This window comes from Chloroflexota bacterium (assembly GCA_026708035.1).
Classification (GTDB): Bacteria; Chloroflexota; UBA11872; order UBA11872; family UBA11872; genus JAJECS01.
Genome location: JAPOVQ010000009.1, coordinates 60,168 through 85,505, shown reverse-complemented (window position 1 = coordinate 85,505; position 25,338 = coordinate 60,168). Strand labels below are relative to the sequence as shown.

Below are 25,338 nucleotides of genomic sequence, written 5' to 3'. Positions count from 1 at the left end.
GGCGGTCTGGCCGGGCTATACTTCGGTAAAGCTGGAGGGGTGTCCGAGTGGCTTAAGGAGGTGGTCTTGAAAACCACTAGGCGGCTTGCCCGCCTCGTGGGTTCGAATCCCACCCCCTCCGCCCGATGCCCGATCCGGCCCGGTCCGAACTTGGAGGAGTCGCATAGTTGGTCTAGTGCGGCCGCCTGCTAAGCGGTTACCGGGGGTGCTCCCCTCGGTCGTGGGTTCGAATCCCACCTCCTCCGCCGGCGGTTTCGCCGCGGCCTAGCGCGGGTTCTTGCCGCGCGGCGGCGCCCTGAGCGGACCTACGCCAATGCTCCAATTCGACCTCGCTGCTGGCGGTTTGCGCCGCGTGGAGACGGCCTTCGATCCGGCTGGCGGCATTGGCGGCTTAGCGCTCGCCACACTTTTGGTGCCGCCCGAGATACTATGCATACTTGTATTCACTGCATTCAGAGCTATCACTTTTGGCGACGTCGATCCGCCTGTCTCGCGAAACCGAGGAGCGGCTGCGCCTCCTCGCCGCGCAAACCGGGCGCTCGAAGGCCTATTACTTGCGCGAGCTGATTGAAGGCGGCATCGACGACCTCGAGGACTACTACCTGGCCGCCGATGCGCTCGAGCGCGTGCGCAAGGGGCAGGAGCCAGTACACCCGGCAGCCGACGTGAAAGCCGACCTTGGCCTGGACGGTTGACTACACCGACACGGCGCTGAGGGAACTTCGCAGGCTTGATCGGCGCATGGCGCGACGCGTGGTTGAGTACATGGACGAACTTGTCGCGGTTCTCGACGATCCGCGGCGGCGCGGCAAGGCATTGACCGGACCGATGGGCGGCTTGTGGCGCTACCGGGTCGGGCGGTGCCGCGTGATCTGCGACCTCCAGGACGAAGTGCTGCGGGTTCTGGTGCTGCGAGTGGCCGGGCGAGACCAGGTCTACCGTTGACCCTCCGGCACCGACACCAATCAGAAGCTCTCGACTAGAGCCAATTCTCGACGGGCAGGCCCGGGACCCGCTGGAAGTGCCGCAGGTTTCCGGTGACGACGCTCAGACCGCGCTCGAGTGCGATGGCGGCGATGCGCAGGTCGGCATCGCCCAAGGGCGTTCCGCACCGCTCCAACTCGGCTCGCAGTGCGCCATAACGCCTCGCGGCGGCGGTGTCGAAGGGCAGCACCGGCAGCTCGGGCAGGAGCAGGGTTTCGATTCGACGCAGCAGGACATCCCCTTCTGTCCCCCGTCGTTGTGCGCCGTAGATCAACTCGCCGAGCGTGATGCTCGACGTGAATTGCTGCTCCGCCGGCACGCTGGCCAGCTTTGCGATCAGAGATATCGAGGGCGAGCGCTTTAGGAGATTGCTCAGAACGTCAGTGTCGAGGAGGTACATCAGTCGTCGAGCGCCACCTCGCGTCCGGTGTCTTGCTCGCGCGCGGCGTAGATGTCGGCAATCATCGCGTCGATCTCGGAATCGCCGACGTCTTCCCAGGCTCTTACGAGGGCTAGCGCGCCCCGCGGCCGCGCTGAGGTCGCCCGCTCCGCCTCGATCCGGTCAAGGTCGTCCACGCTCACCAGCGCAGCCATCGGCCTGCCTCGGCGTTCAATCACGACGTGCTGGCCTTGATAGGCGACCGCCGCCATCAGCGCCGATAGCTCGGCTTTGGCCCGCGCCACGCTCACCCGTCTGGTCACGCTGCGCCTCCTCTATCCCGACGCCGCCCGTTCACCAATATGACCATGATGTCATATTGGTCAGAAACGCTGCACTACGCCTTGTAGCAAGCCGCCAGTTGGCCTGAGCCTTTGGATTCGAGCGGCGGGTGGTCGTTGTCGCGGCAGAAGTCGTCGGCGATTGGGCAGCGGTCGTAGAAGCGGCAGCGGGGCGGCGGGTCCACCGGCGTCGAGACGCCGCCGGCGATTCTGACCGGGGCGCGGGTCACGGTGGGATCGGGAATCGGCACGGCGGACAACAGCGCCTGGGTGTAGGGGTGCTTGGGGTGCTGGAGCACGGCCTCGGTGTCGCCCATTTCCACGATCTTGCCGAGGTACATCACGGCGATGCGGGAGCACATGTAGCGGGCCACGGCCAGGTCGTGCGTGATGTAGAGGTAGCTGATCCCCAGGCGGTCGGCGAGGCTTTGCATCAGCTGCATGACGCCGGTTCGGATCGAGACGTCCAGCATCGAGGTGGGCTCGTCGGCGACGACGAAGATCGGCTCGATGACCAGGGCCCGGGCGATGGCGGCCCGCTGCCGCTGCCCGCCAGACAGCTCGTGGGGATAGCGGAAGAGATAGGCCGCCGCGGGCGTGAGCCCCACCATTTCCAACATGCGCGAAACCCGCTCCAGGCACTCGTGCGGGCCGCAGGCGTCCTGGACCTTGAGCGGCTCGGCGACGGTGTCGAAGATCGTGCGGCGCGGATTGAGCGACTCGTAGGGGTCCTGAAAGATCATCTGCGCCCGGCGTCGAAAGGCCTTGAGGTCCGCCCCGGACAGGTGGGTGATGTCGGTTGGCGTGCCCACAGCGTCGTCGAAGAGCACCCGCCCGTCGCTTGGCTCGGCCAGCCGGACCAGCAGCCGTCCGGTGGTCGTCTTTCCGCAGCCGGACTCGCCGACCAGGCCGAAGCTTTCGCCACGGGCCAGCTCGAAGGAGACGCCGTCCACGGCGTGGACGAAGCTGTGGCTGCGCTCGAAGAGGCCGGCGGAGACTGGGAAGCGCTTCTGCAGGTCCTCGACTTTGACCAAGGGCCTGGTCCCGACGGACGCGGCGGTGGCCATCAGGCGGCCGCTCCGTCGAGGGGGTGCCAGCAGGCGGCCCAGTGGGAGCCGGAGCGCACCGTGGGCGGCTCTTCCGAGCGACAGACGTCGGTGGCATAGGGACAGCGCGGATGGAAGCGGCATCCGGGCGGCGGCGTGAGCAGGTTGGGGGGCTCGCCCGAAAGCATCGCCAGCTTGTGCTTGGGTCCGGTCACGCTGGGAAATGCCGACATCAGCGTCTGCGTATAGGGGTGGATCGGGCGGTGAAAGACCTCCACCGTCTCGCCCCACTCCACGATCCGGCCCGCGTACATCACGCCCACGGCGTGGCTGACTTCGGCGATGACGGCCATGTCGTGCGAGATGTAGATCAGGCTCATGTTCAGAGCCTCTTGGACCTTCCGCAGCTCCTTGAGAATGCGGTCCTGCACGATGACATCGAGCGCCGTGGTTGGCTCGTCCGCGATCAGCAGGTCCGGCTCGCAGGCCAGGGCCATGGCGATGCCGGCGCGCTGCTTCATGCCGCCGCTGTACTCGTGCGGATAGCGCGGAATGAAGCTTGGATCGAGACTCACGAGGTCGAAGAGCTCCCGCACGCGCTCCATCGAGATCTCGGGGGTTGACCGGATGTGGGCGTCAAGGGCCTCGATGATCTGGTCGCCGACCCGGTAGACGGGGTTGAGCGCGTTCATGGCCGCCTGGAACACCATGGCGATGTGGTTCCACCGGTGCGCCCGCATCTCGTCGTCAGAGAGCGGCGCGAGGTCGGCGCCGTTGAGCAGGATCTTGCCCCTGACGAGGCGGGCGTTCACCGGCAGCAGCTTGAGCAGGGCCATGGCGATGGAGGATTTGCCGCAACCGGACTCGCCCACCAGGCCAATGGACTCCCCCCGCTGGACGGCGAACGAAACCCCATCGACGGCGCGCACGTCGCCGGCCCGCGTCGCGTAGTACATGGCGAGGTTCTCGACGGCGAGGACCGGGTCGGGCGTGTGAGCGCGGTTCATCGCGGACCGGTGGGCGCTGGATGAACGTGTGCGGCCTGGCTTGGGCAGTGGGGCGCTCTTCCTCGTTCGACATGCGCCGGGCGGCGGCCTCCATCGCCCGCGGTAGCACCCTCACCCCATCCCTCTCCCATCGAGGGAGAGGGGGCCAGACCGCGGCGGTGGCAGCCGCAGGGACCTGCTGCCGATTCAGGCACCTGGTGTCGCATTGCGTGTTCGTCCATCCCCAATTTGTCGCTAGCTGACCTGAACCGGATGCGGGCCCGGCTGATTGAAGAGGTAGCCCTTCTCGTTGAAGGGAATCTCGTCCGGCTGGGTGTTGCCCGCGGCGTCGGTGGCGCGGGTCATGACCGTGTATTCGCCCGGACGCGCGTCCCACTCGAGCTCGAACCGCGCCCAGGAGTACTGCACCTGGGGCTCGAGCACCGCGGCCTCGCGCCAGCTCTCTCCGGAATCGAGGCTCCACTCGACCCGCCGGATCGGACCGTCGGGCGAGTGAGCGAAGCCATGGACTTGGTGGCGTTGCGCAGGCAGCGTCGCTGGCCAAGGCAGCGCCAGCGCGCTCTTGATGACCTGGGTCGTCGTGACTTTGCCCAGCGCCTGGCCGTCCGGCGCATAGTCGTCGCCGATGAGCACGTAGGAGGTGGTGTTGTTGCGCGTCCAGAGGCGCTCCCGCGAGACCACGATGCGGCCGAGCCACTTGACGTTGCTGCTGCCCACCCAGCCGGGCACCAGCGCGCGGAGCGGGAAGCCGTGGTCCCGCGGCAGGTCTTCGCCGTTGAGCGAGTAGGCAAGCAGCGTGTCCGGGTGCAGCGCCTTGGCCACCGGAAGGACGCGGCGAAACCCCTGCTCCGGCGACTCGGTGTCCAGCCCGATGAGCAGCACGCTGACCGCGTCGTCGGCGATCCCGGCCTGGGTGAGCACCTCGCGCAGGGGGACGCCGACCCATTTGCCGTTGCTCACGCCCCCGGTCATCCATTGGGTGCCCTTGGCCTGCCGTTCCTGCACCAGGCCAAACATGGCGCGGTGGTTGCCGGCGCATTCCAGGTAGCAGACGAGCGTGCGGCTGGGCAGTTTGCGGATGTCGTCGTAGGTGAGCGTCAGGGAATTGGCGACGGCGTCCCCTTCGATGGAGAGCCGCCACGCATCCACGTCCACGTCGAGACTGACGGAGTTGTTGCGCACAAAGAAGAAGCGATGGGGCGTGATCAGCCCATCCATGTATTCCAGGCGGGCTTCCAGGCTCTTGCCGTCGTCGTGGACGATGAACGGCGTCGTGTCCTTGAACCACGCGGAAGGCTGCGGCGACGCGACGTTGGAGACCGGCGCGGCATCCGCTGGTGTCGCCCCCAAGTCGCCCGCATCGCCGCAGGCGGCCAACACCGCGGCCGCGCCTCCGACGGCAAGTGCCTGGAGGACGCGTCGCCGGCCAATGCTTGCGGGGCCGCTCATAGCCGTCGCAGCCGCGGGTTGACGACTTCGTCCAGCGAACGACCCAGCAGGTAGAACGACGAGCACAGGAGGGTGATCGAGAGGCTGGCCGGGAATATGAGCCACCAGTACTCGCCGACTTGCAGCAGGTATCCGGCGGATTCGGTGGTGTGGATCATCAGGCCCCAGCTCATGCGCACGTCCAACAGGCCCAGGAAGCTCAGCACAGCTTCCGAGAAGATGGCGCTGGTGACGGTGAACATCATGTAGAGGAACGAGAGCGGCAGCAGGTTGGGGACCACGTGGACGAGCAGGATGTGCAGCGTTCCGCCGCCCGCGGCCCTGGCGGCGTCGATGTAGGGCTTGACGACGACGGAAAGGGCCTGGGACTTGAGCACAACGCCCGTGCCGCCGAATCCCGAGAGCAGGCCGATCAGTACGGCCAGCTCCAGGTGCCCGACCTCGAATAGGGCGCTCAGCACGATGAGGATGCTGATCGCCGGCATCATGATCATGATGTCGGCCAGCCGCATCAGCAGCGTGTCCACCCACCCGCCGTAGTAGGCGGCGATGGCGCCGACCATGGTGCCGATGCACACCGTCATGAGCGCCGCGAGCAATCCGAGCAGGAACTCGGACCGGGTGCTGAACATGAGCTGGCTGAGGATGTCCCGGCCCAGCGGGTCGGTGCCGAGCGGATGTCTCAGGCTCGGCGGCGCGGGCTGGACGGGCTCGTCGAAGGCGTAGCCCACGATTGGGTCGTAGGTGCGCTCGTCCCAGATTGTGTGCATCAGGATCGGATGCGCTGCGGCCAGCAGCAGGTAGAAGACGATGATGGCCAATCCCAAGAGGCCAATGCGCGTTCCGAGAAACAGCGACCAGTTCTGCTTGAGGCTTCGGCCCGCCAGCGCCAGGCGCATGTGCCACAGCGCCAGCGTGGAGGCAACGCGCGCGACGTCGAGCCTCATCGGTGGCGGACTCGCGGGTCGAGGTAGGCGTAGAGGACATCGGCCGCCAGGTGCGCCACGAGCACGAACACGCCCACGAAGACGAAGGCGCCCACAGCGAGCGGCAGGTCCTCGCTGACCGTGGCCGACACGAGCGTCTGCCCCATCCCGGGCCAGGAGAAGATGGACTCAATGATGACGCCGCCGTCGATGGCGAACGCGAGGCTGAAGACGAAGCTGGTGACCACCGGCAGGAGGGCATTGCGGGCGACGTGCTTGTCACGCACGACCTTTTCGGGCAATCCCTTGGCCCGGGCCACCATCACGTGGTCCTCGCGAATCACCTCCAGCATGCTGTTGCGGGTCAGGAGCATGGTTCCGGCAAAGCTGATCAGCGTGAGCGTGGCGATGGGCAGGATCATGTGCTTGACGAGGTCCAGGGCGAGATATCCGACGCCCGATGCCAGCCACACGCCGATCACAGCCACGGCAGCCGCGATGACGGTCCCCGCCTGAATGAGCGGCGCCTTGGCGAGGCGCTTCTTCTTGGTCGCCACTGCCACCGCGAATACGACCACCGTGAGGATCGCGGCGGTCGCCAGCATGAGGTTGAAGACCGTGTTCGAGTCGGTCGGCGAATCGCGCCATACCACCGGATCGAGGAACTTGCCGATGGGCAGCCAGCCGGCCTTGAAGGCGAACAGCCAGATCATCATGAGGCCGAACCACGGGGTGAACACCGTATACAGCGAGACCCCGCCGATGGTCGAGGTGTATTCGACCCATCCGCCGCGGCGCCAGGCGATGATTTTGCCCAGTGCGAAGCCGAGGTAAAAGGAAATCACGGTCGCCGTCGCGAACAGCACCAGCGTGCGCGGCAGGCGCTCCAGGATCACGTCGCCAACGGTCCTCGGATAGAGGCTGAATGAGACGCCGAAGTTGCCGGTGACCGTGTTCTTGAGATGGACCAGGTACTGCTTCCACAGCGGCTCGTTGACGCCAAAGAGCTCCTGGAGGTTCGCGCGGGTCTCCGGCGGGAGACTGGGGTCCATGGAGTACAGGCGGGTGATGTCGCCGGGCTGGGCGCTCACGAGAAAGAACACGATGGTCAGAAAGACAAAGAGCGTGAGCAGGATTTGGACGGTGCGACGCAGGAGGTAGGCGGCCAACTACGTCACCTGCGCGAACGCGAATCGGCCGCTGACACCGCGACTACGCCCATGCAGCCCGCCTGGTTCGCGCGGTCAAGCGCTACTTGAGCAGCACGACGTGTTGCAGCCCTTGTTGCTGCGCCATGCCGCCGAGCACCGAGGTATAGGGGTACTCGACCCGCGTGGGTCGGAACACATCGATTTTCGGCGTGGTGAACAGCGTCACGTAGGGCAGGTCGTCGGCGAGCAGTTCCTGCATCTGGTAGACCAGTTCCCGGGCGCCCTCGATGGTGGTCTCGGACAGCAGGGCAAAGGCCAGCGCATCGTACTCGGGGTTGCCGTAGCCGCCCCAGTTGTAGCCGCCCTCCTCGTTCTCTGGGGCGTGGCGGCTGTGGAAGATGTTCTCCAGGTAGTTGGGGAAGATGCTGAAGCCCCAGCCAAGGATCCACATGTCGAGGTCTTCGGCCACCGTCTCGCTGAAGAGCCGGTCGACGAGGACGTTGAATCCCACCAGCTGCGCTCGAACCGGAATGCCCAGGTCGTTGAGCCAGCGCTCGATCCAGATGGCGAAGGTGGACCGCAGGGGGTCGTAGCCGGCGCTCGGCGCGATCAACTCGAGCTGTGGGATCTCCGACCCGTCGGGCATGCGCAGGCCCCTGCCGGGCGAGGAGACGAATTCGCCGTCCTCGCCGACCTCGGGCTCCTGCTCATAGGTGAACCCCGCGCTCTTTAGAAGCTCGACCGCCTGCGCGATGCGCTCGCCCAGGCTCAGCCCCTGGCCGATCTTGGACGTGGCGTCGTTGTGCCAGAAGGCGTTGCCTTCGGGGACCATGGCGTACATGGGAATCGCGGCGTCCTGAAGAATCGACTGCGCGACGAATTCCTTGTCGATCATGGTCGCCACGGCTTGCCGGAACTCCCGGAAGCTCATGGGCCCCTTGCGGGTGTTGAAGCCCAGGTAGAAGACGCCGTTATCGAGGTTGGTCACGACTTCCAGGTCAGGCGCTTGCCGAACGCGGTCCAGAAAGCCCTTCTCCAGACCCAGTGGGTTGAAGAGGAAGTCGATGTCGCCCGTGGTCAGGGCGAGGATCGCCGAGTCCTGGTTGCCGTAGATGCTGAAGATCTCCGTCTCGAAGTGCGGACCGACCTCGAACTCCAGAACCGTGTCGCCGGTGGCCTCGCCGTACGCGACCTCGCTGTAGCCGAGTCGTTCGTTGGTCTCCCGGTAGGCGCCGTTGGCGAACTCCGTGACGACGGCGCCCATCTGGAAATGACTCGAGACCGTCTCGTTTTCAAAGAACGCGCCCGGCTCCCACTGGCGAAACGCCAGACCGCCGGCGGTGGGCTCGCCGTCGGGTACGTGCGCGAACAGGGCTTCGATCTGCTGGGGCGCGGTGCCGGCCTGCTTGGCTTGCTCCACCACGGGCGCCCAGTAGTGCTCAGGGAGAATCGGCATGAAGGCCAGGCCGAACTGCCACACGCTGAGGCCGGGCGTCTGCGGATTCCCGTCGGCGTCGGTCGACTTGAAATAGATCTTCAGCCGATGGCTGTCGAGCGCCTCCGCCCGATCGACGAACGCGGAGTCCACCAGCTGAGCCCAGTTTCCGCCGAGCTGCAGGTCCATGACGGTGTTGACCGTGAAGACGAAGTCGTCCGCCGTCAGCTCCTCGCCGTCGCTCCAGGTGACGCCTTGCTTGAGCGAGACCTCGGTGGTCCAGAACTCGACGCCGTCGACGGTCTCCTGGGCCAATGCCGTCGGAAAGCCGTCCGCGGCCACCGGGACCCAGTCGAATCGCTGGTCGGAATAGCCGTAGAGCTGCGTGGCGTACCCGCCGATGACGTATCCGGTCCAGACCGACCCTGCCGGTCCGCCCAGGTAGTTCCAGACGTTGCGCGATATCGGATCCTCGAACAGCCCCATCTTGTAGATGGCCGGACCGGTGGGCGCCGCGGCTTCGGCGGGCGCTGCCGCGGTCGGGGTGGCCTCGACGACGCGCTCGACTTCCACGATCTTCTCGACTTCGACGACCTTCTCGACCTCAACGACCTTCTCGACCTCGACCGGGACTTCCACCGTGACGGTGACGATCGTTTCGACCGGCGGAGCTTCGGCAGTGTCGCCGCAGGCGAGCGCCGCCGCGGCGACGCCGAGAATCAGGACCAGGAGAATCAGCCGTCCGCGCAGGATGCCGCCCATTTGAACCACTCCGCCGTTGGAGTCTGGGACCGTGTGCCAATAGTACGGGGTACGGTTCTACCGTTGCGAGTCGCGAACGTGAGTTTTCCCGTCGCCAGCGGCTGATTAGTCAAGTCGGACACGGCGGTATGTGCGTCGCGGCCGCTAGCTGACGACGTGGTGCGCGAGGGGCCACCTGCGGGAAGGCGAGCGCTCGGTGGCAGTGGTCATTCGTGGGGACGCAGGCGAATGACGGTGTAACGGCTGGCCGAATCGTTCCAATCGCCCGTTTCCCACTCCCCGAAATCGGCGTAGGGCAAAAGCGCAAGCAGCCGGGAAAGCGCGACCGGGTTTCCCTCAGGACCCCATCGTCGATGTGCCAGACCCGCAGATCGTCCCGGTCGTTGCCGACCGCCAGGAAGGCGTTGTCCCCGCTGTTGAACGGTACAATTAGGACGTCAGCCATTCGGGTACGCCTTCAACTGCGCCTCTCAGGTACCCAGTAGCAGATTCACGCCGGGTCAGCGTCTCCCTGAAATGCGGCAATGAGATGCCGCGGAAGCGGCTCGAAGAAGCTGACCGGAATTCTCATCCTGTGGTCGATCGCCACCGGCCGCGACTTTCTGGGTGGCTTGGGAAGGGGAGGTGATTCGACCACGGGCACGTTGCGCCGGCAGGTTGTCATCGCTGGACCTCAGCGTGAATCGGTGCGACGTGGATGTCATCCGACCGCTGCATCGCTTGGGCCAGGTCGTAGGAGGCCTGTAGCTGGTACCACGCGGCAGCGCCGCCCCCGAAGGCCTTGTCCAGGCGGATCGCCATCTCGGGTGAGATCCCGGAGCGACCGTTCACGACATCCGACAGCTGTTTGCGGCTGACGCCCAAGCGCCTTGCCGCCTCCGTGACGCTCAGATCCAGCGGCGCCAGGCAATCGAACCGCACCGACAGCCCCGGATGCGGTGGATTCTTCATGGGCATGTGTCTGTCCTGCTAGGGCAGTCAACGAGTTGACATCGAAGGACACGATGGGTGCTCGAAATCAGCTATCAGGCAATCAGTCGCTGCGAAAGGTCCAAGTCCGCCGAGTCTCGCGCTCGCGCCAATTCGAATCCGGGCTGGGACGGCTCCATGAACGTAATCGCGTCATAGAAATCGTCCAGCGCAACAAACACGCCGTTGTGCTCGGCCCAGCCCCGCATTCGCTGGTTGCAAGAGTGCGCCCATGAGAGGACCTCGATCCGCCAACCGCGATTGTGCATGCGTTCGAGTGTGCTGTGAAAGCCCGCCCCTTCTAGATAGCCCGCGCCGTCGCCCGTCAGCAGCACCGCGATGCCCGGATCGCCATTGTAATCCAGCGCGTCTTCGAGCATGCGCAATTGCAACAACCGGTCGGGCATGTCCTGTTCGCCGCGGTTGGGGCTGCCGCGGTCAAACAGCCGCACTTCCACCCCAGCGCCTTCCATTCGATTCCATAGATGCCGCATTTCCGGAGGAATGGACCCGGCGGCAACCGCGCGCTCGAGCGGCCGGTCGGCGTGCGCGAGGCGCAGAATGTTGTCGAAATTGATGCGCACCCGGTAGCGGGCGTCGGGTCCTTCGCCCCGTTCTTCGGCAAGGCGCTGCGCCTCGTGAAAGATGTTTGAGTTATCCCAGTAGATGAACACGCGGTCCATGGATGATTGCCTGTAGACGCTCAAACAATTCTATGCACACCGCAGTGCCGCGGCGGTGGGTAGATCACCATTGCCCTCGAAGTGACGCCGCCGGTTAGATTTCCCCCTCCGCCCAGGCGCGGATGAGGTGGTGGGCGATGGCGTACTCGCCGGGGACGCGGAGGTGGGGATCGGCGCCGGCGAGGGCGCGGAGGACCTGGTCCCGGTCGAACCAGCGGACGGCCTGCATTTCGACGTCGTCGGGGCGCGGGTCAAACGTGAGCGCGTCGGCGTGGCAGCCGATCATCAGGGACGAGGGAAACGGCCAGGGTTGCGACGAGTGGTAGCGCACCGCGCCGACCTGGACGCCGGATTCTTCGGCCACCTCGCGCCGCACGGCTTCCTCGATGGATTCGCCCTGGTCCATGAACCCGGCCAGCGCGGAGAACATGCGCTGGCTCGACAGCCGTCCGTGGGATTGCCCAAGCAGGCAGCGATCGCCGTCGGCGACAACCACGATCACCACTGGGTCCGTGCGCGGGAAGTGCTCCATGCCGCAGTGCCCGCACTTGCGCGACTGGCCGCCGCGCTGCGGCGCGGTGGGGTGACCGCACGCACCGCAAAACCGGTGACGCGCGTGCCAGTCCACGTTGGCCCGGGCCTGCGCGGCGATTCCGGCCTCGGTCGCCGGGAGCAGCCCCGCAGCCTCGCGCAGCTCGGCGAAGCGCTGCTCGCGGTCCTGGTCGAGATCGTCGGGATGGTCCGAAACGTCCACCGCGAAGTGGGCCACACCGCCGGAGATCCCCAGCAGATAGCGCGGCCCGTCCACCCGCATTTCGGCCAGCCAGCGGCCCGGGCGCCAGTCCAGGCGCGTGGCGGTGGTTTCGCGCACCAGGACGTCCAGGCGGCGTAACGGCAGGAAGACGCTGGCGGGATCACGCTCGCGCCGCGCGATCCAGGCCGGGTCGCGCCGCTCGCGCTCGGCGCGGTCCAGCCGGTTTCCGCTAAAGGTGTGTGGACGAGTCACCGGCGGCGACGCATGCTGCTAGCGGCTATATATCTGGTGCTGGAGAACGTCATGCCGCGCATCGCCTTTGCCCTGCCGATCAAGCCCGACAAGATCGACGCCTACCGGGAGACTCACGCCAACGTGTGGCCCGAATTGCTGGCCGAGAATACCGTCGCGGGCATTCGCAACTACACCATCGTGCTCTTCGGCCACCACGCCATCGGCCTGTTGGAGTGCGACGACTGGGACGCGGCGACGGAATACCTGGCGAAGTCGGAGTCCCAGCTGCGCTGGCAGGACCTGCACACGGACATCCTGGACGTGGACATGAGTTCGGGCCTGGTGCCGCTGGAGATGCTGGAGGAGCTGTTTCACCAGGATTGACGGGACGAGGCGGTCGGCGGGGCTGTGGGTGGGGAACCCCCTCACCTCCGAATCGACTCGGGGCAGGCTCTGACCCCCTCCCCAGCCCTCCCCCTACCAGGTGGAAAGAGCGGAAGTCGAGGGAGAGGGGACCGGACCGGGGCGGCTGGCTCGGGAGATCGCGAACGGGCGCCCACGAGGGGTGCCCCTACGCGGATGGGCTCGGGCCGGGCAGCCGCGAGGGTTGTCCCTGCGCCGGTCGCCAGCGGGCGGGGACCTGGATTCCGGCCCCGTATCGAGTACGGGGCAGGCTCTTCGCCGGAGTGACGGAGGGGTCACGCCAGAGTTTCCGTCCGCCGGATTGACGAAACCGGTATGACTCGCTACCCGGTCGCGCTGCGGGATATATCATTCGTGACGGTGCGACTCAGCGCACCACCGGTCGCGGGCACTGGCCCGCGGCCATTTTCCTGACTCTTCGAAGGACCTGCCATGCCTCCGCTGCCGCGACCGAACAGCGCCGCCATGACCCAAGGCCCGGCGCGCGCCCCCGCACGCTCCATGCTCAAGGCCATCGGCTTTACCGACGAGGATCTGCGGCGTCCCATCATCGGCGTGGCGCACCAGTGGATTGAGACCATGCCGTGCAACTTCAACCACCGCGAAATGGCCGAGCACGTCAAGGCCGGGGTGCGGGCGGCGGGCGGCACGCCGGTGGAGATCAACACCATTTCCGTCTCCGACGGCGTGGCGATGGGCACCGAAGGCATGCGCGCTTCGCTGGTGAGCCGCGAGGTCATCGCCGACTCCATCGAGCTGGCGGCGCGGGGGCACTGCGTCGACGCGCTGGTGGTGCTCGTCGGCTGTGACAAGACCATTCCCGCCGGCGCGATGGTGCTGGCGCGGCTCAACCTGCCGGGGCTGGCGTTCTATACCGGCAGCATCGCGCCCGGGGTTCACCGGGGGCGCGACGTGACGATCCAGGATGTGTTCGAAGGCGTGGGCACGCACGCCGCCGGGCGCATCGACGACGCCGAGCTGTTGGCCATCGAGGACGCCGCCTGTCCCGGCGCCGGTGCGTGCGGCGGGCAGTTCACCGCCAACACCATGGCCACGGCGCTGGAGTTCCTAGGGATTAGCCCGGCGGGCGCCAACGCGGTTCCCGCGACGAACGCCGCCAAGGCCGAGGCGGCGGTCGCCTCCGGCGAGCTGGCGGTCGACCTGCTGCGGCGCGACGTGCGCCCGCGCGACGTGATCACCCGCGCGTCCATGGAGAACGCCATCGCCTCGTTGGCGGCTACCGGCGGTTCCACCAACGCCGTGCTGCACCTGATGGCCATTGCTCACGAGGCGGGCGTTGACCTCGAACTCGAGGATTTCGACCGCATCGCCGAGCGCACGCCGATCATCACCGACCTCAAGCCCACCGGACGCTTCGTGGCATCGGACGTCCATGCGGCCGGCGGCCTGTCCGTCATCGCCGCCGAGCTGGCGTCGCGCGACCTGCTGCATGCGGACGCGCGGAACGTGGATGGTCGGACAGTGGCGGAGATAGCGGCCGCCGCAGAGCGGTCGGACGCCGCCGGCGACGTGATCAAGAGCATCGACGCGCCGGTGAAGGCCAGCGGCGGGATTGCCATTCTGCGCGGCAATCTGGCTCCCGACGGCTGCGTCGCGAAGGTCTCGGGACAGGAACAGACGCCATTCAGCGGACCGGCGCGAGTCTTCGACGGCGAGGCCGCGTGCTACGCGGCGCTGGAGGCGGGCGAGATCGCGCCCGGCGATTTCGTGGTGATTCGCTATGAGGGGCCGGTGGGCGGACCCGGCATGCGCGAGATGCTGCAGGTGACCGGCGCGCTGCAGGGCGCCGGCCTAGGTGACTCCGTGGCCCTGATGACTGACGGCCGGTTTTCGGGCGCCTCTCACGGACGCATGGTGGGGCACGTGGCGCCGGAGGCCGCGCACGGCGGGCCCATTGCCATCGTGCGCGACGGCGAGCGCATCACCCTCGACCCCGTGGGCCGCCGCCTGGAGGTGGCGCTGTCGGACGACGAGATCGCGGAGCGCCTGGCGGCCTGGTCGCCGCCGCCGGCGCGCTATCCCGGCGGGGTGATGGCCAAGTACGCCGCGCAAGTCTCGTCGGCGAGCGCGGGCGCCGTGACGAGCGTCTTTTCGCCCTAGCCACACACCGCCGCCCGGAGGCGGCTGCTACATGGGCGGGTGCATGGCCATGGCCAGGGACGTCTCGATATCCCACACGGCCTGCGAGATGGCCTGCCCGATCAGGTCGAGCTTGCGCACCTGCTCGATGCGCGCGGACGCCGTGGTCAGCTCGCGCGTGGACAGCAGCGCTTGAAAGATGCCGCAGGCCTCGGCGAGGCAGACGATGACGATGTCGCGCGGGTCGGGGATCTCGTCGCTGAAGAGCACACCCATGATCCGCAGCTTGACTTCGCGATCGGCCTTGCCGTCCACCGCCGGATAGCGCCGCGACTTGAACACCCACAGGAAACTCTCGTCCCGGCGCTCGAGAATGCCGTGCTCCGTGAGACGCGCCAGCGCGCGGTCGCGGATCTGGTCGGATTGGCGCGCCGTCTGGTGGACCCAATGGGCGGCGTCGCGCGTCTCGTCGGACGCGGCGATTCTTTCGAGGGTTGGGTCGAGCAGGTCATCCCCGACGGGCGTGGCATCGACCAGGACGAGCTGCTTGAGGTCGGTGTCGATGCGGTTCTCCAACGCCAGGTCCATGAGCACCGCACCGGCCAACGCACAGCGCAGCGACCAGTCGGAGACGTGCAGGAAGTCCCCGCCCTCGTCGTCGAGCAGGAGCAGCATGATTTCTTCGGCGAATCTCAGCACCGGCCACGCTCCTTTGCGTGCTTGAAATAGCTCGCAAGCCTGCCGCTAGCATATCGCCCCACCCGCGACGGTGTCCGAGTTGCGACGGCTCGCCATCGGCCGGCATCGTTGGCGTGCGACATGGCCGGCATCGCGATCGAGTACTGCGGACCTGGCGATTCGCGTGAGAAGGCGGCGCGCGATCTGGCCGATGCCGTGGGTCAGGCCGAGTACTTCGCCTATGAGGCCGAGTGGCACCTGGAGATACACACGCTGGTCGCGGTGACGGCTAACCGTGTGGTTGGGTTTCTCCGTTTTGTCGTCCAGGAAATCGGACCCGACTCCGACCGACCGAGCCTGACCCTGCGCGGCGAGCCCATGCGCGAGGCGTACGTGCTGGCCTTCGCCGTCGCCGACGATCAGCGGCGCCGCGGCGTGGGAACCGCGCTGCAGAACGAGTTGATCGAGCGAGCCACGACCCTCGGCTGCTTTCAGGTGCGATCACGGAGCGCCGGCGATCGCGTGGCCAATCACGCGCTCAAGCTGTCGCTGGGCTTTGGCGTGCACCCCACCAAGGACACCGATCAGGGCGTGTTCTTTGTGCTGCGCCTGCCGCTGGCGGGGCGATCACCAGGCGGGATTCGAGACTAGGTATCGCAGATCCGCCTGCCCGGCATCCGCCGAACGCCGGCGGCCCCCTGGCCATATTGTCGGCTGGCGACAATGTGGCTGCAGCCGGGTCTCCATATGTGCGGCTGCCGACAATATGGCCGACGTTGAAGCTCTATAGATACTGCTAATGACAATAAGGAGCTGGTTTCTCCCCATATAGTCCCGAAGTGATAACATGGAAACGCAACTCGTTCCTTGTTGTCGGTTCCGAACATATGGAACGCTCCGCTGCACGATTCGACATCTCAGCCGCTGCGGAAGCAGCCGCGAGCCAGCGGGCTGGCAGATATGTTGCGCAGCCGCAGGGCTACCGGGCATTTCTACCGGCTCCCCTACCGCCGCGGCCGCCGGTGCAATTGGACGGCGAGCTTCAGGCCTTGCTCTCCCAGGCCGATCAGGCGCTCGGCCGCCTCGACGGCTCGATCCAGACGTTGCCCGATCCGGATCTCTTCGTGTTCATGTACGTGCGCAAGGAGGCCGTGCTTTCCAGCCAGATCGAGGGCACGCAGAGCTCCCTGCAGGACGTGCTGGCCGCGGAGGCGCGCATTCGCTCGCCGGAAAGGCCACGCGACGTCGACGAGGTCATCAACTATGTGACGGCCATGAACCACGGGTTGGACCGATTGCAGACGCTGCCGATTTCCGTCCGCTTGATCCGTGAGATTCATGCCCGGCTGCTCGAAGGCGTCCGCGGATCCCAGATGCAGCCGGGCGAGCTGCGCCGCAGTCAAAACTGGATCGGCCCCGCTGGGTGCACGCTCAACGAGGCGACGTTCGTTCCGCCGCCGCATCGCGAGGTGCCCAACGCCCTGGGCGCACTGGAGAGCTTCATCCACAGCCCCAGCAAATTGCCGGTGCTGATCCAGATTGGATTGATCCACGCGCAATTCGAGTCCATCCATCCGTTTCTGGATGGGAATGGCCGCGTGGGCCGGCTCCTGATCACATTCCTTTTGTGCCAGCGGGGCATTCTGAAGCAACCGGTGCTCTATCTCTCACACTTCTTTCGGCAGCACCGCGGCGAGTACTACGACCGGCTGCAGGCCGTGCGTCACGGCGGCGATTGGGAAGGCTGGCTGGCCTTCTTCCTGCGCGGCGCGGCCGCCGTAAGCAGCGAGGCCGCTGAGACCGTGCGCCGCATCCTCACACTGCGGGAGGAGCATCGGGCCCTGGTCACGGAGCGCCTTGGCCGCGCTGCCGCCGACGGCCATCGCGTGCTCGGCCAGCTTTACCGGCGTCCGTTTCTTACCGTTGCCGATGTTCCGCCAATCACGGGGACCAACTATCCGGCCGCCAATCGCCTGGTCGCCCGATTGGTCCGGATTGGGGTGCTGGAGGAAGTCACCGAAAGCCGGCGCAACCGGGTGTTCCGCTACGCTCCTTACCTGGACGCGCTGGAGGGGGTCGAGACGGCCGGGTAGGCCGCTCTCGCCTTATACCTCGCCACCGGCTTATTTGTAGGCGCGCGCTCCCAGCCCCAGGCCTCGAGAATGAGTCTCAGTTCAGCGTCCCGCCAGTGTGATGGAGTCAAGGATCCCTTCGCGGCTCGTGAGATCGAACTCGTCGCCGTCCTCGGTCACGGCGACCATTCGGCGGGAGTATTCGCCGGGCGGCAGCGGTCCGCCGGTCGTCTCGGAGACCAGATCTTCCGGCAGCGGCAAGCCGAACTCGTGCGATGGCGGAGCGAAATGGAAAACCTCGGTATAGATCCGGGCGCCGTTCTCGAGAGTCAGTGTGACTCGCGCGATGGGCTTGTTGAACCGGCAGCCGGCGCGGTTGGCGCTGTCGGCGGCCGTGCGCAGGCGGTCGTCGAGCGAGCGCAACACGATGCGCAGGTCGCCTCCGATGTCCGTCATGTCGCACCCGCCGACCAATACCACCGCGCCCGGGACGTGGAGGCCGAACTCGTAGGCGACTTCGTTGTAGCGCCGACCGAGCGGAGCGCTGGGGTCGGGGTATGGCCATTGCCCGATTACGCGGATGTGGTAGTCGCCGGGGTCCAAGTCGAGATCGAGCGCGGGATGAGTCGGTCCCAGTTGCAGGGATTCGACCATGAGGTTCCCGTGCCGCGTGTACACGTTCGCGAACACCCTGTCGGGCCGAGTTTCGGACTCAATCGTGACGGGAATCCGTTTGCCCGGCACGGCCTCGGGGTACGCGCTGATCCCCGACCAGATGCCGTATTCCTCGCAGACGCGATTGGATTCGGTTCCGAGGTGCCAGCAGTAGCGGTGGGGCGAACCCCACACCGACCCGCTGGGGTGCACCAGCCACATGACCGGCAGAGGCGGGACCGGCCAGTTGGCCGGCCACACGCGCGCGGATGCCGGCGCGTCGTCGTCGGATTCGGCGGCGCGGGTATCGGGCGGCGTGGGCGTCTCGGGTATTCGCGTGGTTGCCGGCATGGCGTCGTCGCGTCCCGCCGGCTGCGCTCCGCCTTCCGGACCGCACGCGATGGCCGGCACCGCGATGATGAGCGCCGCCACGAACGCCTTCAGCGCACCCCTCATGCCGTCAATCTTAGGCCGCCGGGTCCGGGCTATTACGTCTGGGGAGAGAAGATCTAGGCTCCGCCCCCGAGCGGTTGCCCGTGGGCATCGAGCCGGGCGACCTGCTCCAGCAGCCGCATGCTGTGCACCACGTCGTGGATGCTGGTGAGCGGCTCGCGGCCCTCGCGAATGCAGTCGCGGAAATCGCGGTGCAGCGCCGGCACGCCGTCGTCCAACTGTGCGTGCGGGTCGCCCGTGAGGCTGGCGGCGTCGAGAATCTCGGGGGTGTCGGCGCCGTCGGCGAAGACCTCGCCATGGGACGGCGGGCGCAGGTAGGCGCTGATGCCGTTGCCGTGGAGCTCGATCCGGTAGTAGCGGCTGCCCGCGTGGCCGATGGCCGTGTGCACCGCCAGCGCGCCCGAGGTGAACGCGATGACGGATTGCGTGGCGTTCGTCCAGTCGGTGTAGGCGTTGTCGACGCGGGCGTGGGCCTCGTCCCACTCGCCGCCGCACACCCAGCGGATGAAGTCGACCATGTGAATGTCGCGGTCGTACATCACGTTGATCCGCAGCGACTCGGGCGGCTGATGCGAGGGGTGCTTGTGCATCCCCGCCAGCACGTAGCGGATGGGGCCGCGGGCCTCGATGCGTTCCTTGGCGGCGCGAATCAGCGGCGTCCAGCGCCGCTGCAGCGCCACGCAAACCAGCCGGTCGTTGCGCGTGGCGGCCTCCGCGATGCGGACGGCTTCCGTGGAGCTAGCGCCGGGCGGCTTTTCGACCATGACGTGCTTGCCGGCGTCCAGTGCGTCCACGGCCACCTGGCACACCTGATAGGGCTGCATGATGGCGTAGACCACGTCGCAGTCGACCTCGTCGAGCATGCGGTGGTAGTCGGTGTAGCGTCGCGGGATGTCATAGGCGTCCGCGGCGTGCGCCAGCCGCTCCGGGTCCAGGTCGCAGACGGCTTCGAGGCTGACGTCGTCGGCGTCGGCCAGCACGGGATAGTGCGCCCGCGTCGCGCGTCCCCCGGCTCCGATCATGGCGGCCTTGAGCATGGCCAGTTCCCCGACGGTGTGGTTCGCGCGCAGAGTCTAGTATGAGCGGCTCGCGCCGGCGGAACGTGGCACGTGGCACACCAACGTCTTTCCTGCGAATGGGGTCCATTGAACAAACTGTCGACATCCCACGCCCAAGGCTCGGATCACCCTCACCCTAGCCCTCTCCCATCAAGGGAGAGGGGACCGGATCCGCTCCCGAATCCCCGCTGGCGGGTTTACGCAGAAATCTCAAGTAGCAGGGCTCTCGGTCCGATCAGAGCCGCCGGACCGCGCACGTAATGCATCAACGGGTTCTGGATCTGCTCGATGCCGACGCCATCGCGCGCGACACGCTGGCATTCGTTGAAGTTGCCAGCGAGACGGGTGCGGAGGGTCCCGGCGGCGAGCACTTTGCGGCCCTTTGCGAGCGGGCCGGGCTCGAGGTCGAGGTCGATCGCTTCATTGCCGACCGGCCCAACGTCTACGCGCGGCTTCCGGGAACCGAATCTGGTAGCCCGCTGCTGTTGAACGGCCACGTGGACACGATCCCGCGCGGCGACAGCGACCCGCCGCGGCTGCGCGACGGCTGGGTGGTGGGCCGCGGCGCGGAGGACATGAAGGGCGGCCTGGTGGCGATGGTGCACGCCGCGTCGGCGCTGCGGCGCGCCGGGGTGCGGTTGCGCTCGGACCTCTGGCTGACGGGGGTCGTCGGCCACGAAACGCCGGTGGGCAAGAAGGAAGGGCCGAAGCGGCTAGTGCAACGCATCGGCGCGGGCGACATTCCGGCGGCGGCGGTGATCATCGCCGAGGGACCGCACGCCATCTGGACGGCGGGACTGGGCGCGGCGATGTTCCGCATCACGCTGACCAGCGAACGGGGCATCGTGCACACGCTGCACGTGCCCTACGCGGACAACCCGGCGCGCTGGGCGGGTGCGATGCTGGAGGAGTTCGCCACATGGGAAGCGCGGTTCGAGAGCGAGACTCCGCATCCGCTGTGCGGTCGGCAGCGGGTCGACATTGGCCTGGTCGCGGGCGGCGACTATCCCAACCGCCTGCCGACGCCGCTGACGCTGCGGGGCACGCGGCGCTGGAGGCATGGGTTGACGGCGGATGACATCGAGGCGGAGCTTCAGGGAATTTGCCGGCGCATCGAGGAACGCTCCGGGCTGGCGGCGACGTTTTCGTTGGACGCGCCGCACGAACCTTTTGAGACGCCCGCCGACCACGCGCTGGTGCGGGCGCTGGAATCTGCGGCGACGACCGCTACCGGCGCGGCGCTGCCGCGGATCGGGCTGGGGCTGGTGACCGACGCCAACATCTATGCCAACGATGCGTCGCTGCCGGTCGTGTGCTGCGGCCCCGAGTACGCCACGGCGCACTCGGACCACGAGCGCGTGTCGGTCGAGCGCCTACACCGGACCGCCACGCTGTACGCCCTGGCGGCGATGGAGTTTTGCGGCGTCGGCGAGTGACACCTGCGCGATAAGGCGGTCCTGGTGGGGGGTCGGCGGCCGCAGGCCAGAGAACGGGCGGCTTGATCTAAGGGAATATGGCGTTGGGACAAGGGAATACGACCTTGACCAATGGTAGTCATGATATTAGGCTCCTATGGCAAGGGAGTATTCCATTGGTGAAGCACATGACATCCAATTTCACCGTGGATGGGCGCGGAATTGATACCGATCATCTCTTTCCGCGCCTCGATGAGGTCCGTGCGCCGATTCCTGGCGGCCATCGAGTTCTGCGGCGCGGAGGGCTGACGCCTGTGCCCCAAGAGCTGTAGCCGTCGTGCCGTCCGACGAAATCGGCGCTTTGCTAGGGTCAGATATAGAGGAGCGCTGCATGCATGGCACCGGGCGTTTGTCGCGGGATGAGCGCAGGGTTAGCACTGGCTCAGTGCATGATTCCTCTAGGATCGGTGGCACGATCCAGCGCGCTGACACGGGGAGATCGCATGCCTGACTGGCGCTTCGCGAAGGCTACGCCGCAGTGGCGCCAGCTGCTGGACTCGCCGCGCTTCGTGCGGGGTCTAATCGGGGCGGCGTTCTCCCTGTGGATCATTCTCTACTTGTTGGGGATTCTCGACGCATGGGACCTGCTGACAATCGTCTTGGTTATCGCCGGTATCGGCTGGATGATGGAACTCGGCTCGCGCCACCCGTCCGGGTGGCTTGCGGTCGGCGCCGGAATCCTGGTGCAGGCGGGCCATCTTGGCGAGTTCAGCGGCAGCGTGCAGTTGGGCATTTGGCTGGCCTTCGCCATCATTACCGTGGGCGCCCTGTGGCAAAGCGGAACCATCCGCACGCGTCGGACGGTGCGCCTGCGGGGGTGGAAGGACAGCCACGTGGACCTCACCTACACCGGGGGCACCCTGCGCGCCAGGGGCGATGTGCGGCGTGGCGAAATCACGTGCCGGCTTTGCGACGTTGTGGTGGATCTGCGTTACGTCGACATCACGCGTCCGCCGGCGATCCTCAATGTGACCTGCGTCGCGGGCCGGCTGGACCTGGTCGTCCCTATCTGGTGGCGCATCGGCCAGAATGTGAACACCACGCTCTCGCGCATGGTGCTTGAGGCGCGTATTGCCGGGGAGCACGGCAGCCCCAGACCGCAAACGTGGTACGCGCGCATGCGGCCAGTCGGCAGCCGCAGGCGCGGCTTCCGCAAGAGCGGCGATCCGGAGCCGGACGCCGGCTTCGTGAACCTGTTGGTGCAAGGATCGTCACATCTGGGTCGGGTGCGGATTCGCCACGCCTGATGATGGGCGTTCGCTGCGACGGCCACTCGTCAATCTCCCCGTGATTCGAGCGTCGCCGAGGAGTCTGCGGCGATCCCGGTGACCTCCAAGGCTGATGATGGCCTGCTGCGGTCTAGCGGGCTGACGTCCTAGTCCCCTAATTCGAGTTCCGTCGCGCGGTCTGACGGAGCCGATGCCTTGCTAGGCTCAGAAATAGAGGAGTGCTGCATGCACCACACTGGGCACTGGTCACGGGACGAGCGCAGGTTGCGGACCGTCTCGGTGCGCAATCCCTCGAGGGCTGGTCGCCGGACGCAGCACGCTCACGAGGGTCATCGTGATGGCTGACCGGCGCTACATGATGGCCAGGCCGTTCTGGCGCCAACTGCTGGACTCGCCGCGTTTCATGCGAGCGGCCTTCGGCATGGTGGTGTTCCTTTGGATCATCCTGCGCATGGTCGGAGTCCTCGATGTCTGGGACCTGCTGACGATGATGTTGGTCCTCTTTGGTCTCTCCTGGATGAATGATCTCGGCTTGCGCAGTCCGGTCCCATGGCTTGTGGCTGGCGGCGGAGTCCTGGTGCAGGTGAGTCATCTCGGCAATTTCACCGGCGGCGTACAGTTTGGCCTCTGGTTGGCCTTCGCGATCGTTGCCTTCGGCGCCTTGTGGCAAAACGGGACCATCCGCACGCGCCGCACGGTGCGCCTGCGGGGGTGGAAGGACAGCCACATCGACCTCACCTACACCGGGGGCACGCTGCGCGCGCGGGGCGATGTCCGGCGAGGAGAGATCACCTGCCGGCTGTGCGACGTGACTGTCGATCTGCGCTACGTCGACATCACGCGTCCGCCGGCGATCCTCGACGTGACGTGCATCGCGGGCCGGCTGGACCTAGTCGTTCCGGTCTGGTGGCGTATCGGCCAAAACGTGAACACCACGCTTTCGCGCCTGGTGCTCGAGGCGCGCCTGGCCGGGGAGCACGGCGGGCCCAGGCCCGAGTCATGGGTTGGACGCATGCGGCCGGTCGGCAGCCGCAGTCGCGGCGTCAGCGGAGGCGACGAGCCGGAGCCGGACGCGGGTTTCGTGAACCTGCTTATCCAGGGCTCGTCGCACCTGGGTCGGGTGCGGATCCGCCACGCCTGACGGCGGACGGGACGGGATTCGCTAACTGTCCGGCGCGATGAGGATCTCGTTGCGGACGGTCACGACCAGCGTCTCGTTGTAGAGCGTCGGCGGTCGGCGCGGCAGCGGCGGCTCGGTGGGCGCTTTGGACGGGTCGCGCAGGGCGCGGCGGTCGCGGCCTCGCACCTCCCACCACCAGTGCTCGGATGCCAACGGCTCGACCTCGCGCCGCAGGATGAACTCGGCGCGGTCCCAGGCGCTGAACGCCGCGTGGGCCAGGAACACCCGCGACACGGCGGCCCCGTCCCACGTCGCGAGATCGGGCAGCGCCATCGGCCCGGTGTCGACCTGAAAGGCGCCCTTCGCGCGCTCGATGTTGATCGTGCGAATGGGGTATTCCAGCGTGATCGTGAGCCCGAGGGCGTGTTCATAGTGTGTGGTGCGGGCGTTCAGGCGCCGGCCGGCCAAGACCGCGCGCATCACCTCGTCGGTGTCACGCGTGACCTGCGCGCCCGGAACCTCGTGGGTCGTGAAATCCGTGCCGGCGTAGCGGCCGGCGTGCGGCGTGGCGTCGGTGGGCTCGCGCTCGGTTGACGGGCGCCCGGCAATCGGGATGCCGTGCGTGCGGCTCAGCGCCACGCGGAACTCCTGGCTGGGAACCTGGAACAAGTTGCGGTCGGCGATGGTGTATTCGGCGAGGCAGGGCTGGAGCAGGAAGATTTCCAGCGGGGGCGCGCCCTGGTCCCCGGTGATCGTGCACACGGCGTCGTAGCCGATGCGCACGTGATAGGCGTCGCCCGGCTCGCCCACGAAGCCGCCCGGATATTTGTAGTCGGGGTCCGGCTCGTGCGGCCGGTGGTCCCAGGTGAAGTGCGAACCCGCGAAGTCGATCACGGGCGCGCCTCGCCGGAGGTCCGCCAGATGGTGTTCACCGCCGCCAACTCCCAGGTTTCAAAGTAGCCGGCGGCTCGGGGTGGCGGCCGATCGACCGGCTCTCCCGGGACGCGCCGCTGGTAGCGGTCGCGCCCGCGCACGAGCGCCGCCCAGGCCAGCTCCCGCTCAGCCACATCGATGCTGCGCCGCAGGATGAACTCCACGTGGTCGTCGGCGGTGAAGGCCGCGTGGGCCACGAAGACCCGGTCGACGCCAACGCCGTCCCAGGTCGTCAGGTCGGGCAGCGCCACCGCGCCGGTGCACACCTGATAGCGTCCGCCGCCGGCGTGCAGGTTGATGAGCTTGATCGGGTATTCGACGGTTACCGTCAGGCCGCGCGTGTCGTCGCGGTAGGTGGACCGGGCGTTGAGGCGCGCGCCCGCCAGCGAGTGCGCCACGACGGCGTCGTCCGACGTCAGAGCGACCGCTTCCTGAGTGCGCACGTCGATGGCGAACTCCGCGAAGCGCGCGCCGACGGGCTGCCGCCGCGTGCCTTCCTCGTGCCAGCTGGGCTCGGTGGCAATGGGGACCGTGAACGCGTCGCTGACCGCGGCGCGGAACTCGCCGTTGGGCACCTGGAACAGGTTGTCGTCGGCGATGATGAACTCGGAGCGGCAGGGCGCGCTTAGATAAGTCGTGCACGCCGTCCCCCGCGCCTCATCGACGATCTCGCAACCGGCGTCGATCTGGATCCGGCTGGTGGTCGCCTCGCCCGGCTCCCCGACGAAGCCGCCCGGAAAGGCATAGACCGGATCGGGCTCGGTCCACTCAACGGTCCAGGTGACGAAGGATCGATTGAAGTCGATCATTCTCGCGTTGGCGATGCCGGGGGAGCGCGAGAATAGCCCGCCGCCGACTCGGCGGACCATCTCGGGACGGCGACCGCGGCGGGCGGGTCTCCGTCAGGGTTCAGCCGGCGGCCGGATCAAGCGGATGGAGGACTTGCAGCGGCGGCTCCCGAGCGGGTCTCCAAACCGTTGCCGCGCGCATTGGCGTTGGCTAGTCTGGTCGGCCCGCGCGGGA

At 67.1% G+C, this 25,338-nt stretch carries 25 protein-coding genes and 2 tRNA genes; 11 read left to right on the top strand and 16 right to left on the bottom strand.

Going from position 1 to position 25,338, the window contains the following annotated elements; all coding sequences use genetic code 11:
- Nucleotides 1–33 precede the first annotated feature (33 nt).
- The 4 genes from OXG33_03685 (at nt 34) to OXG33_03670 (ending at nt 945) form a co-directional block, all read left to right on the top strand.
- Nucleotides 34–121: transfer RNA gene (locus OXG33_03685), tRNA-Ser, on the top strand.
- A gap of 31 nt (nt 122–152) precedes the next feature.
- Nucleotides 153–245: transfer RNA gene (locus tag OXG33_03680), tRNA-Ser, on the top strand.
- 222 nt (nt 246–467) lie between these two features.
- On the top strand, nt 468–695 hold the full coding sequence (locus OXG33_03675; protein ID MCY4113028.1) for a ribbon-helix-helix protein, CopG family: 228 nt from the start codon (nt 468–470) through the stop codon (nt 693–695).
- The gene (locus OXG33_03670; protein MCY4113027.1) at nt 679–945 is read left to right on the top strand and encodes a type II toxin-antitoxin system RelE/ParE family toxin; all 267 of its coding nucleotides are present in this window, start codon (nt 679–681) and stop codon (nt 943–945) included. Before OXG33_03675 ends, OXG33_03670 begins: the two co-directional genes overlap by 17 nt.
- Nucleotides 946–979: 34 nt before the next feature.
- Here OXG33_03670 and OXG33_03665 read toward each other — a convergent pair whose 3' ends face one another.
- The 11 genes from OXG33_03665 to nudC all read right to left on the bottom strand — a co-directional run bounded on the left by OXG33_03665 (nt 980) and on the right by nudC (nt 12,138).
- Nucleotides 980–1,384: a PIN domain-containing protein gene (locus tag OXG33_03665; GenBank protein MCY4113026.1), complete on the bottom strand. Its 405-nt coding sequence runs from the start codon at nt 1,382–1,384 to the stop codon at nt 980–982.
- Nucleotides 1,384–1,686 (bottom strand): type II toxin-antitoxin system Phd/YefM family antitoxin, encoded by a 303-nt coding sequence (locus OXG33_03660; protein ID MCY4113025.1) that lies wholly within the window; start codon nt 1,684–1,686, stop codon nt 1,384–1,386. The genes OXG33_03665 and OXG33_03660 overlap by 1 nt, the downstream gene beginning before the upstream one ends.
- Before the next feature lie 74 nt (nt 1,687–1,760).
- On the bottom strand, nt 1,761–2,771 hold the full coding sequence (locus tag OXG33_03655) for an ABC transporter ATP-binding protein (protein ID MCY4113024.1): 1,011 nt from the start codon (nt 2,769–2,771) through the stop codon (nt 1,761–1,763).
- Nucleotides 2,771–3,757: an ABC transporter ATP-binding protein gene (locus tag OXG33_03650; protein ID MCY4113023.1), complete on the bottom strand. Its 987-nt coding sequence runs from the start codon at nt 3,755–3,757 to the stop codon at nt 2,771–2,773. Before OXG33_03650 ends, OXG33_03655 begins: the two co-directional genes overlap by 1 nt.
- 234 nt (nt 3,758–3,991) lie before the next feature.
- Nucleotides 3,992–5,206: a sulfite oxidase gene (locus OXG33_03645; protein ID MCY4113022.1), complete on the bottom strand. Its 1,215-nt coding sequence runs from the start codon at nt 5,204–5,206 to the stop codon at nt 3,992–3,994.
- Entirely contained in the window at nt 5,203–6,153 is a 951-nt protein-coding gene (locus OXG33_03640) for an ABC transporter permease (protein MCY4113021.1), read from the bottom strand. Before OXG33_03640 ends, OXG33_03645 begins: the two co-directional genes overlap by 4 nt.
- Nucleotides 6,150–7,301: an ABC transporter permease gene (locus OXG33_03635; GenBank protein ID MCY4113020.1), complete on the bottom strand. Its 1,152-nt coding sequence runs from the start codon at nt 7,299–7,301 to the stop codon at nt 6,150–6,152. Before OXG33_03635 ends, OXG33_03640 begins: the two co-directional genes overlap by 4 nt.
- A gap of 82 nt (nt 7,302–7,383) precedes the next feature.
- Nucleotides 7,384–9,480 carry an ABC transporter substrate-binding protein gene (locus OXG33_03630; protein MCY4113019.1) on the bottom strand — a complete coding sequence of 699 codons (2,097 nt, stop codon included), beginning with the start codon at nt 9,478–9,480 and terminating at the stop codon, nt 7,384–7,386.
- 660 nt (nt 9,481–10,140) lie between these two features.
- Nucleotides 10,141–10,437, bottom strand: a complete 297-nt coding sequence (locus OXG33_03625; GenBank protein ID MCY4113018.1) for a HigA family addiction module antitoxin — start codon at nt 10,435–10,437, stop codon at nt 10,141–10,143.
- A gap of 68 nt (nt 10,438–10,505) precedes the next feature.
- On the bottom strand, nt 10,506–11,132 hold the full coding sequence (locus OXG33_03620; protein MCY4113017.1) for an NYN domain-containing protein: 627 nt from the start codon (nt 11,130–11,132) through the stop codon (nt 10,506–10,508).
- Nucleotides 11,133–11,226: 94 nt separating this feature from the next.
- Nucleotides 11,227–12,138: an NAD(+) diphosphatase gene (gene nudC / locus OXG33_03615; protein MCY4113016.1), complete on the bottom strand. Its 912-nt coding sequence runs from the start codon at nt 12,136–12,138 to the stop codon at nt 11,227–11,229.
- Nucleotides 12,139–12,150: 12 nt separating this feature from the next.
- Between nudC and OXG33_03610 the strand changes: the two genes are divergently transcribed.
- Together OXG33_03610 and ilvD are read left to right on the top strand one after the other, a co-directional pair.
- Entirely contained in the window at nt 12,151–12,504 is a 354-nt protein-coding gene (locus OXG33_03610; GenBank protein MCY4113015.1) for an L-rhamnose mutarotase, read from the top strand.
- 471 nt (nt 12,505–12,975) lie between these two features.
- A complete protein-coding gene (gene ilvD, locus OXG33_03605) occupies nt 12,976–14,664 on the top strand; it encodes a dihydroxy-acid dehydratase (protein MCY4113014.1) in 1,689 nt (562 codons plus the stop codon).
- Nucleotides 14,665–14,691: 27 nt separating this feature from the next.
- On the opposite strand, the gene OXG33_03600 is transcribed toward ilvD, so the two are convergent.
- The gene (locus OXG33_03600; GenBank protein ID MCY4113013.1) at nt 14,692–15,342 is read right to left on the bottom strand and encodes a GPP34 family phosphoprotein; all 651 of its coding nucleotides are present in this window, start codon (nt 15,340–15,342) and stop codon (nt 14,692–14,694) included.
- 120 nt (nt 15,343–15,462) lie between these two features.
- Here OXG33_03600 and OXG33_03595 point away from each other — a divergent pair, with 120 nt between their 5' ends.
- On the top strand, nt 15,463–15,972 hold the full coding sequence (locus OXG33_03595) for a GNAT family N-acetyltransferase (protein ID MCY4113012.1): 510 nt from the start codon (nt 15,463–15,465) through the stop codon (nt 15,970–15,972).
- A 236-nt stretch (nt 15,973–16,208) separates the two neighbouring features.
- Complete coding sequence (locus tag OXG33_03590) at nt 16,209–17,414, top strand: Fic family protein (protein ID MCY4113011.1); 1,206 nt, start codon at nt 16,209–16,211, stop codon at nt 17,412–17,414.
- Between the two features lie 81 nt (nt 17,415–17,495).
- Here OXG33_03590 and OXG33_03585 read toward each other — a convergent pair whose 3' ends face one another.
- The gene (locus tag OXG33_03585; GenBank protein ID MCY4113010.1) at nt 17,496–18,503 is read right to left on the bottom strand and encodes a hypothetical protein; all 1,008 of its coding nucleotides are present in this window, start codon (nt 18,501–18,503) and stop codon (nt 17,496–17,498) included.
- Nucleotides 18,504–18,556: 53 nt separating this feature from the next.
- On the bottom strand, nt 18,557–19,537 hold the full coding sequence (locus OXG33_03580; GenBank protein ID MCY4113009.1) for a Gfo/Idh/MocA family oxidoreductase: 981 nt from the start codon (nt 19,535–19,537) through the stop codon (nt 18,557–18,559).
- 281 nt (nt 19,538–19,818) lie between these two features.
- Here OXG33_03580 and OXG33_03575 point away from each other — a divergent pair, with 281 nt between their 5' ends.
- The 3 genes from OXG33_03575 to OXG33_03565 all read left to right on the top strand — a co-directional run bounded on the left by OXG33_03575 (nt 19,819) and on the right by OXG33_03565 (nt 23,403).
- Entirely contained in the window at nt 19,819–20,994 is a 1,176-nt protein-coding gene (locus OXG33_03575) for a M20/M25/M40 family metallo-hydrolase (protein MCY4113008.1), read from the top strand.
- A gap of 482 nt (nt 20,995–21,476) precedes the next feature.
- Nucleotides 21,477–22,280: a hypothetical protein gene (locus OXG33_03570; protein MCY4113007.1), complete on the top strand. Its 804-nt coding sequence runs from the start codon at nt 21,477–21,479 to the stop codon at nt 22,278–22,280.
- 319 nt (nt 22,281–22,599) lie between these two features.
- A complete protein-coding gene (locus tag OXG33_03565; protein ID MCY4113006.1) occupies nt 22,600–23,403 on the top strand; it encodes a hypothetical protein in 804 nt (267 codons plus the stop codon).
- Between the two features lie 21 nt (nt 23,404–23,424).
- Here OXG33_03565 and OXG33_03560 read toward each other — a convergent pair whose 3' ends face one another.
- Nucleotides 23,425–24,276 carry a hypothetical protein gene (locus OXG33_03560; GenBank protein MCY4113005.1) on the bottom strand — a complete coding sequence of 284 codons (852 nt, stop codon included), beginning with the start codon at nt 24,274–24,276 and terminating at the stop codon, nt 23,425–23,427.
- Entirely contained in the window at nt 24,273–25,124 is an 852-nt protein-coding gene (locus OXG33_03555; protein ID MCY4113004.1) for a hypothetical protein, read from the bottom strand. Before OXG33_03555 ends, OXG33_03560 begins: the two co-directional genes overlap by 4 nt.
- Between the last annotated feature and the right edge of the window lie 214 nt (nt 25,125–25,338).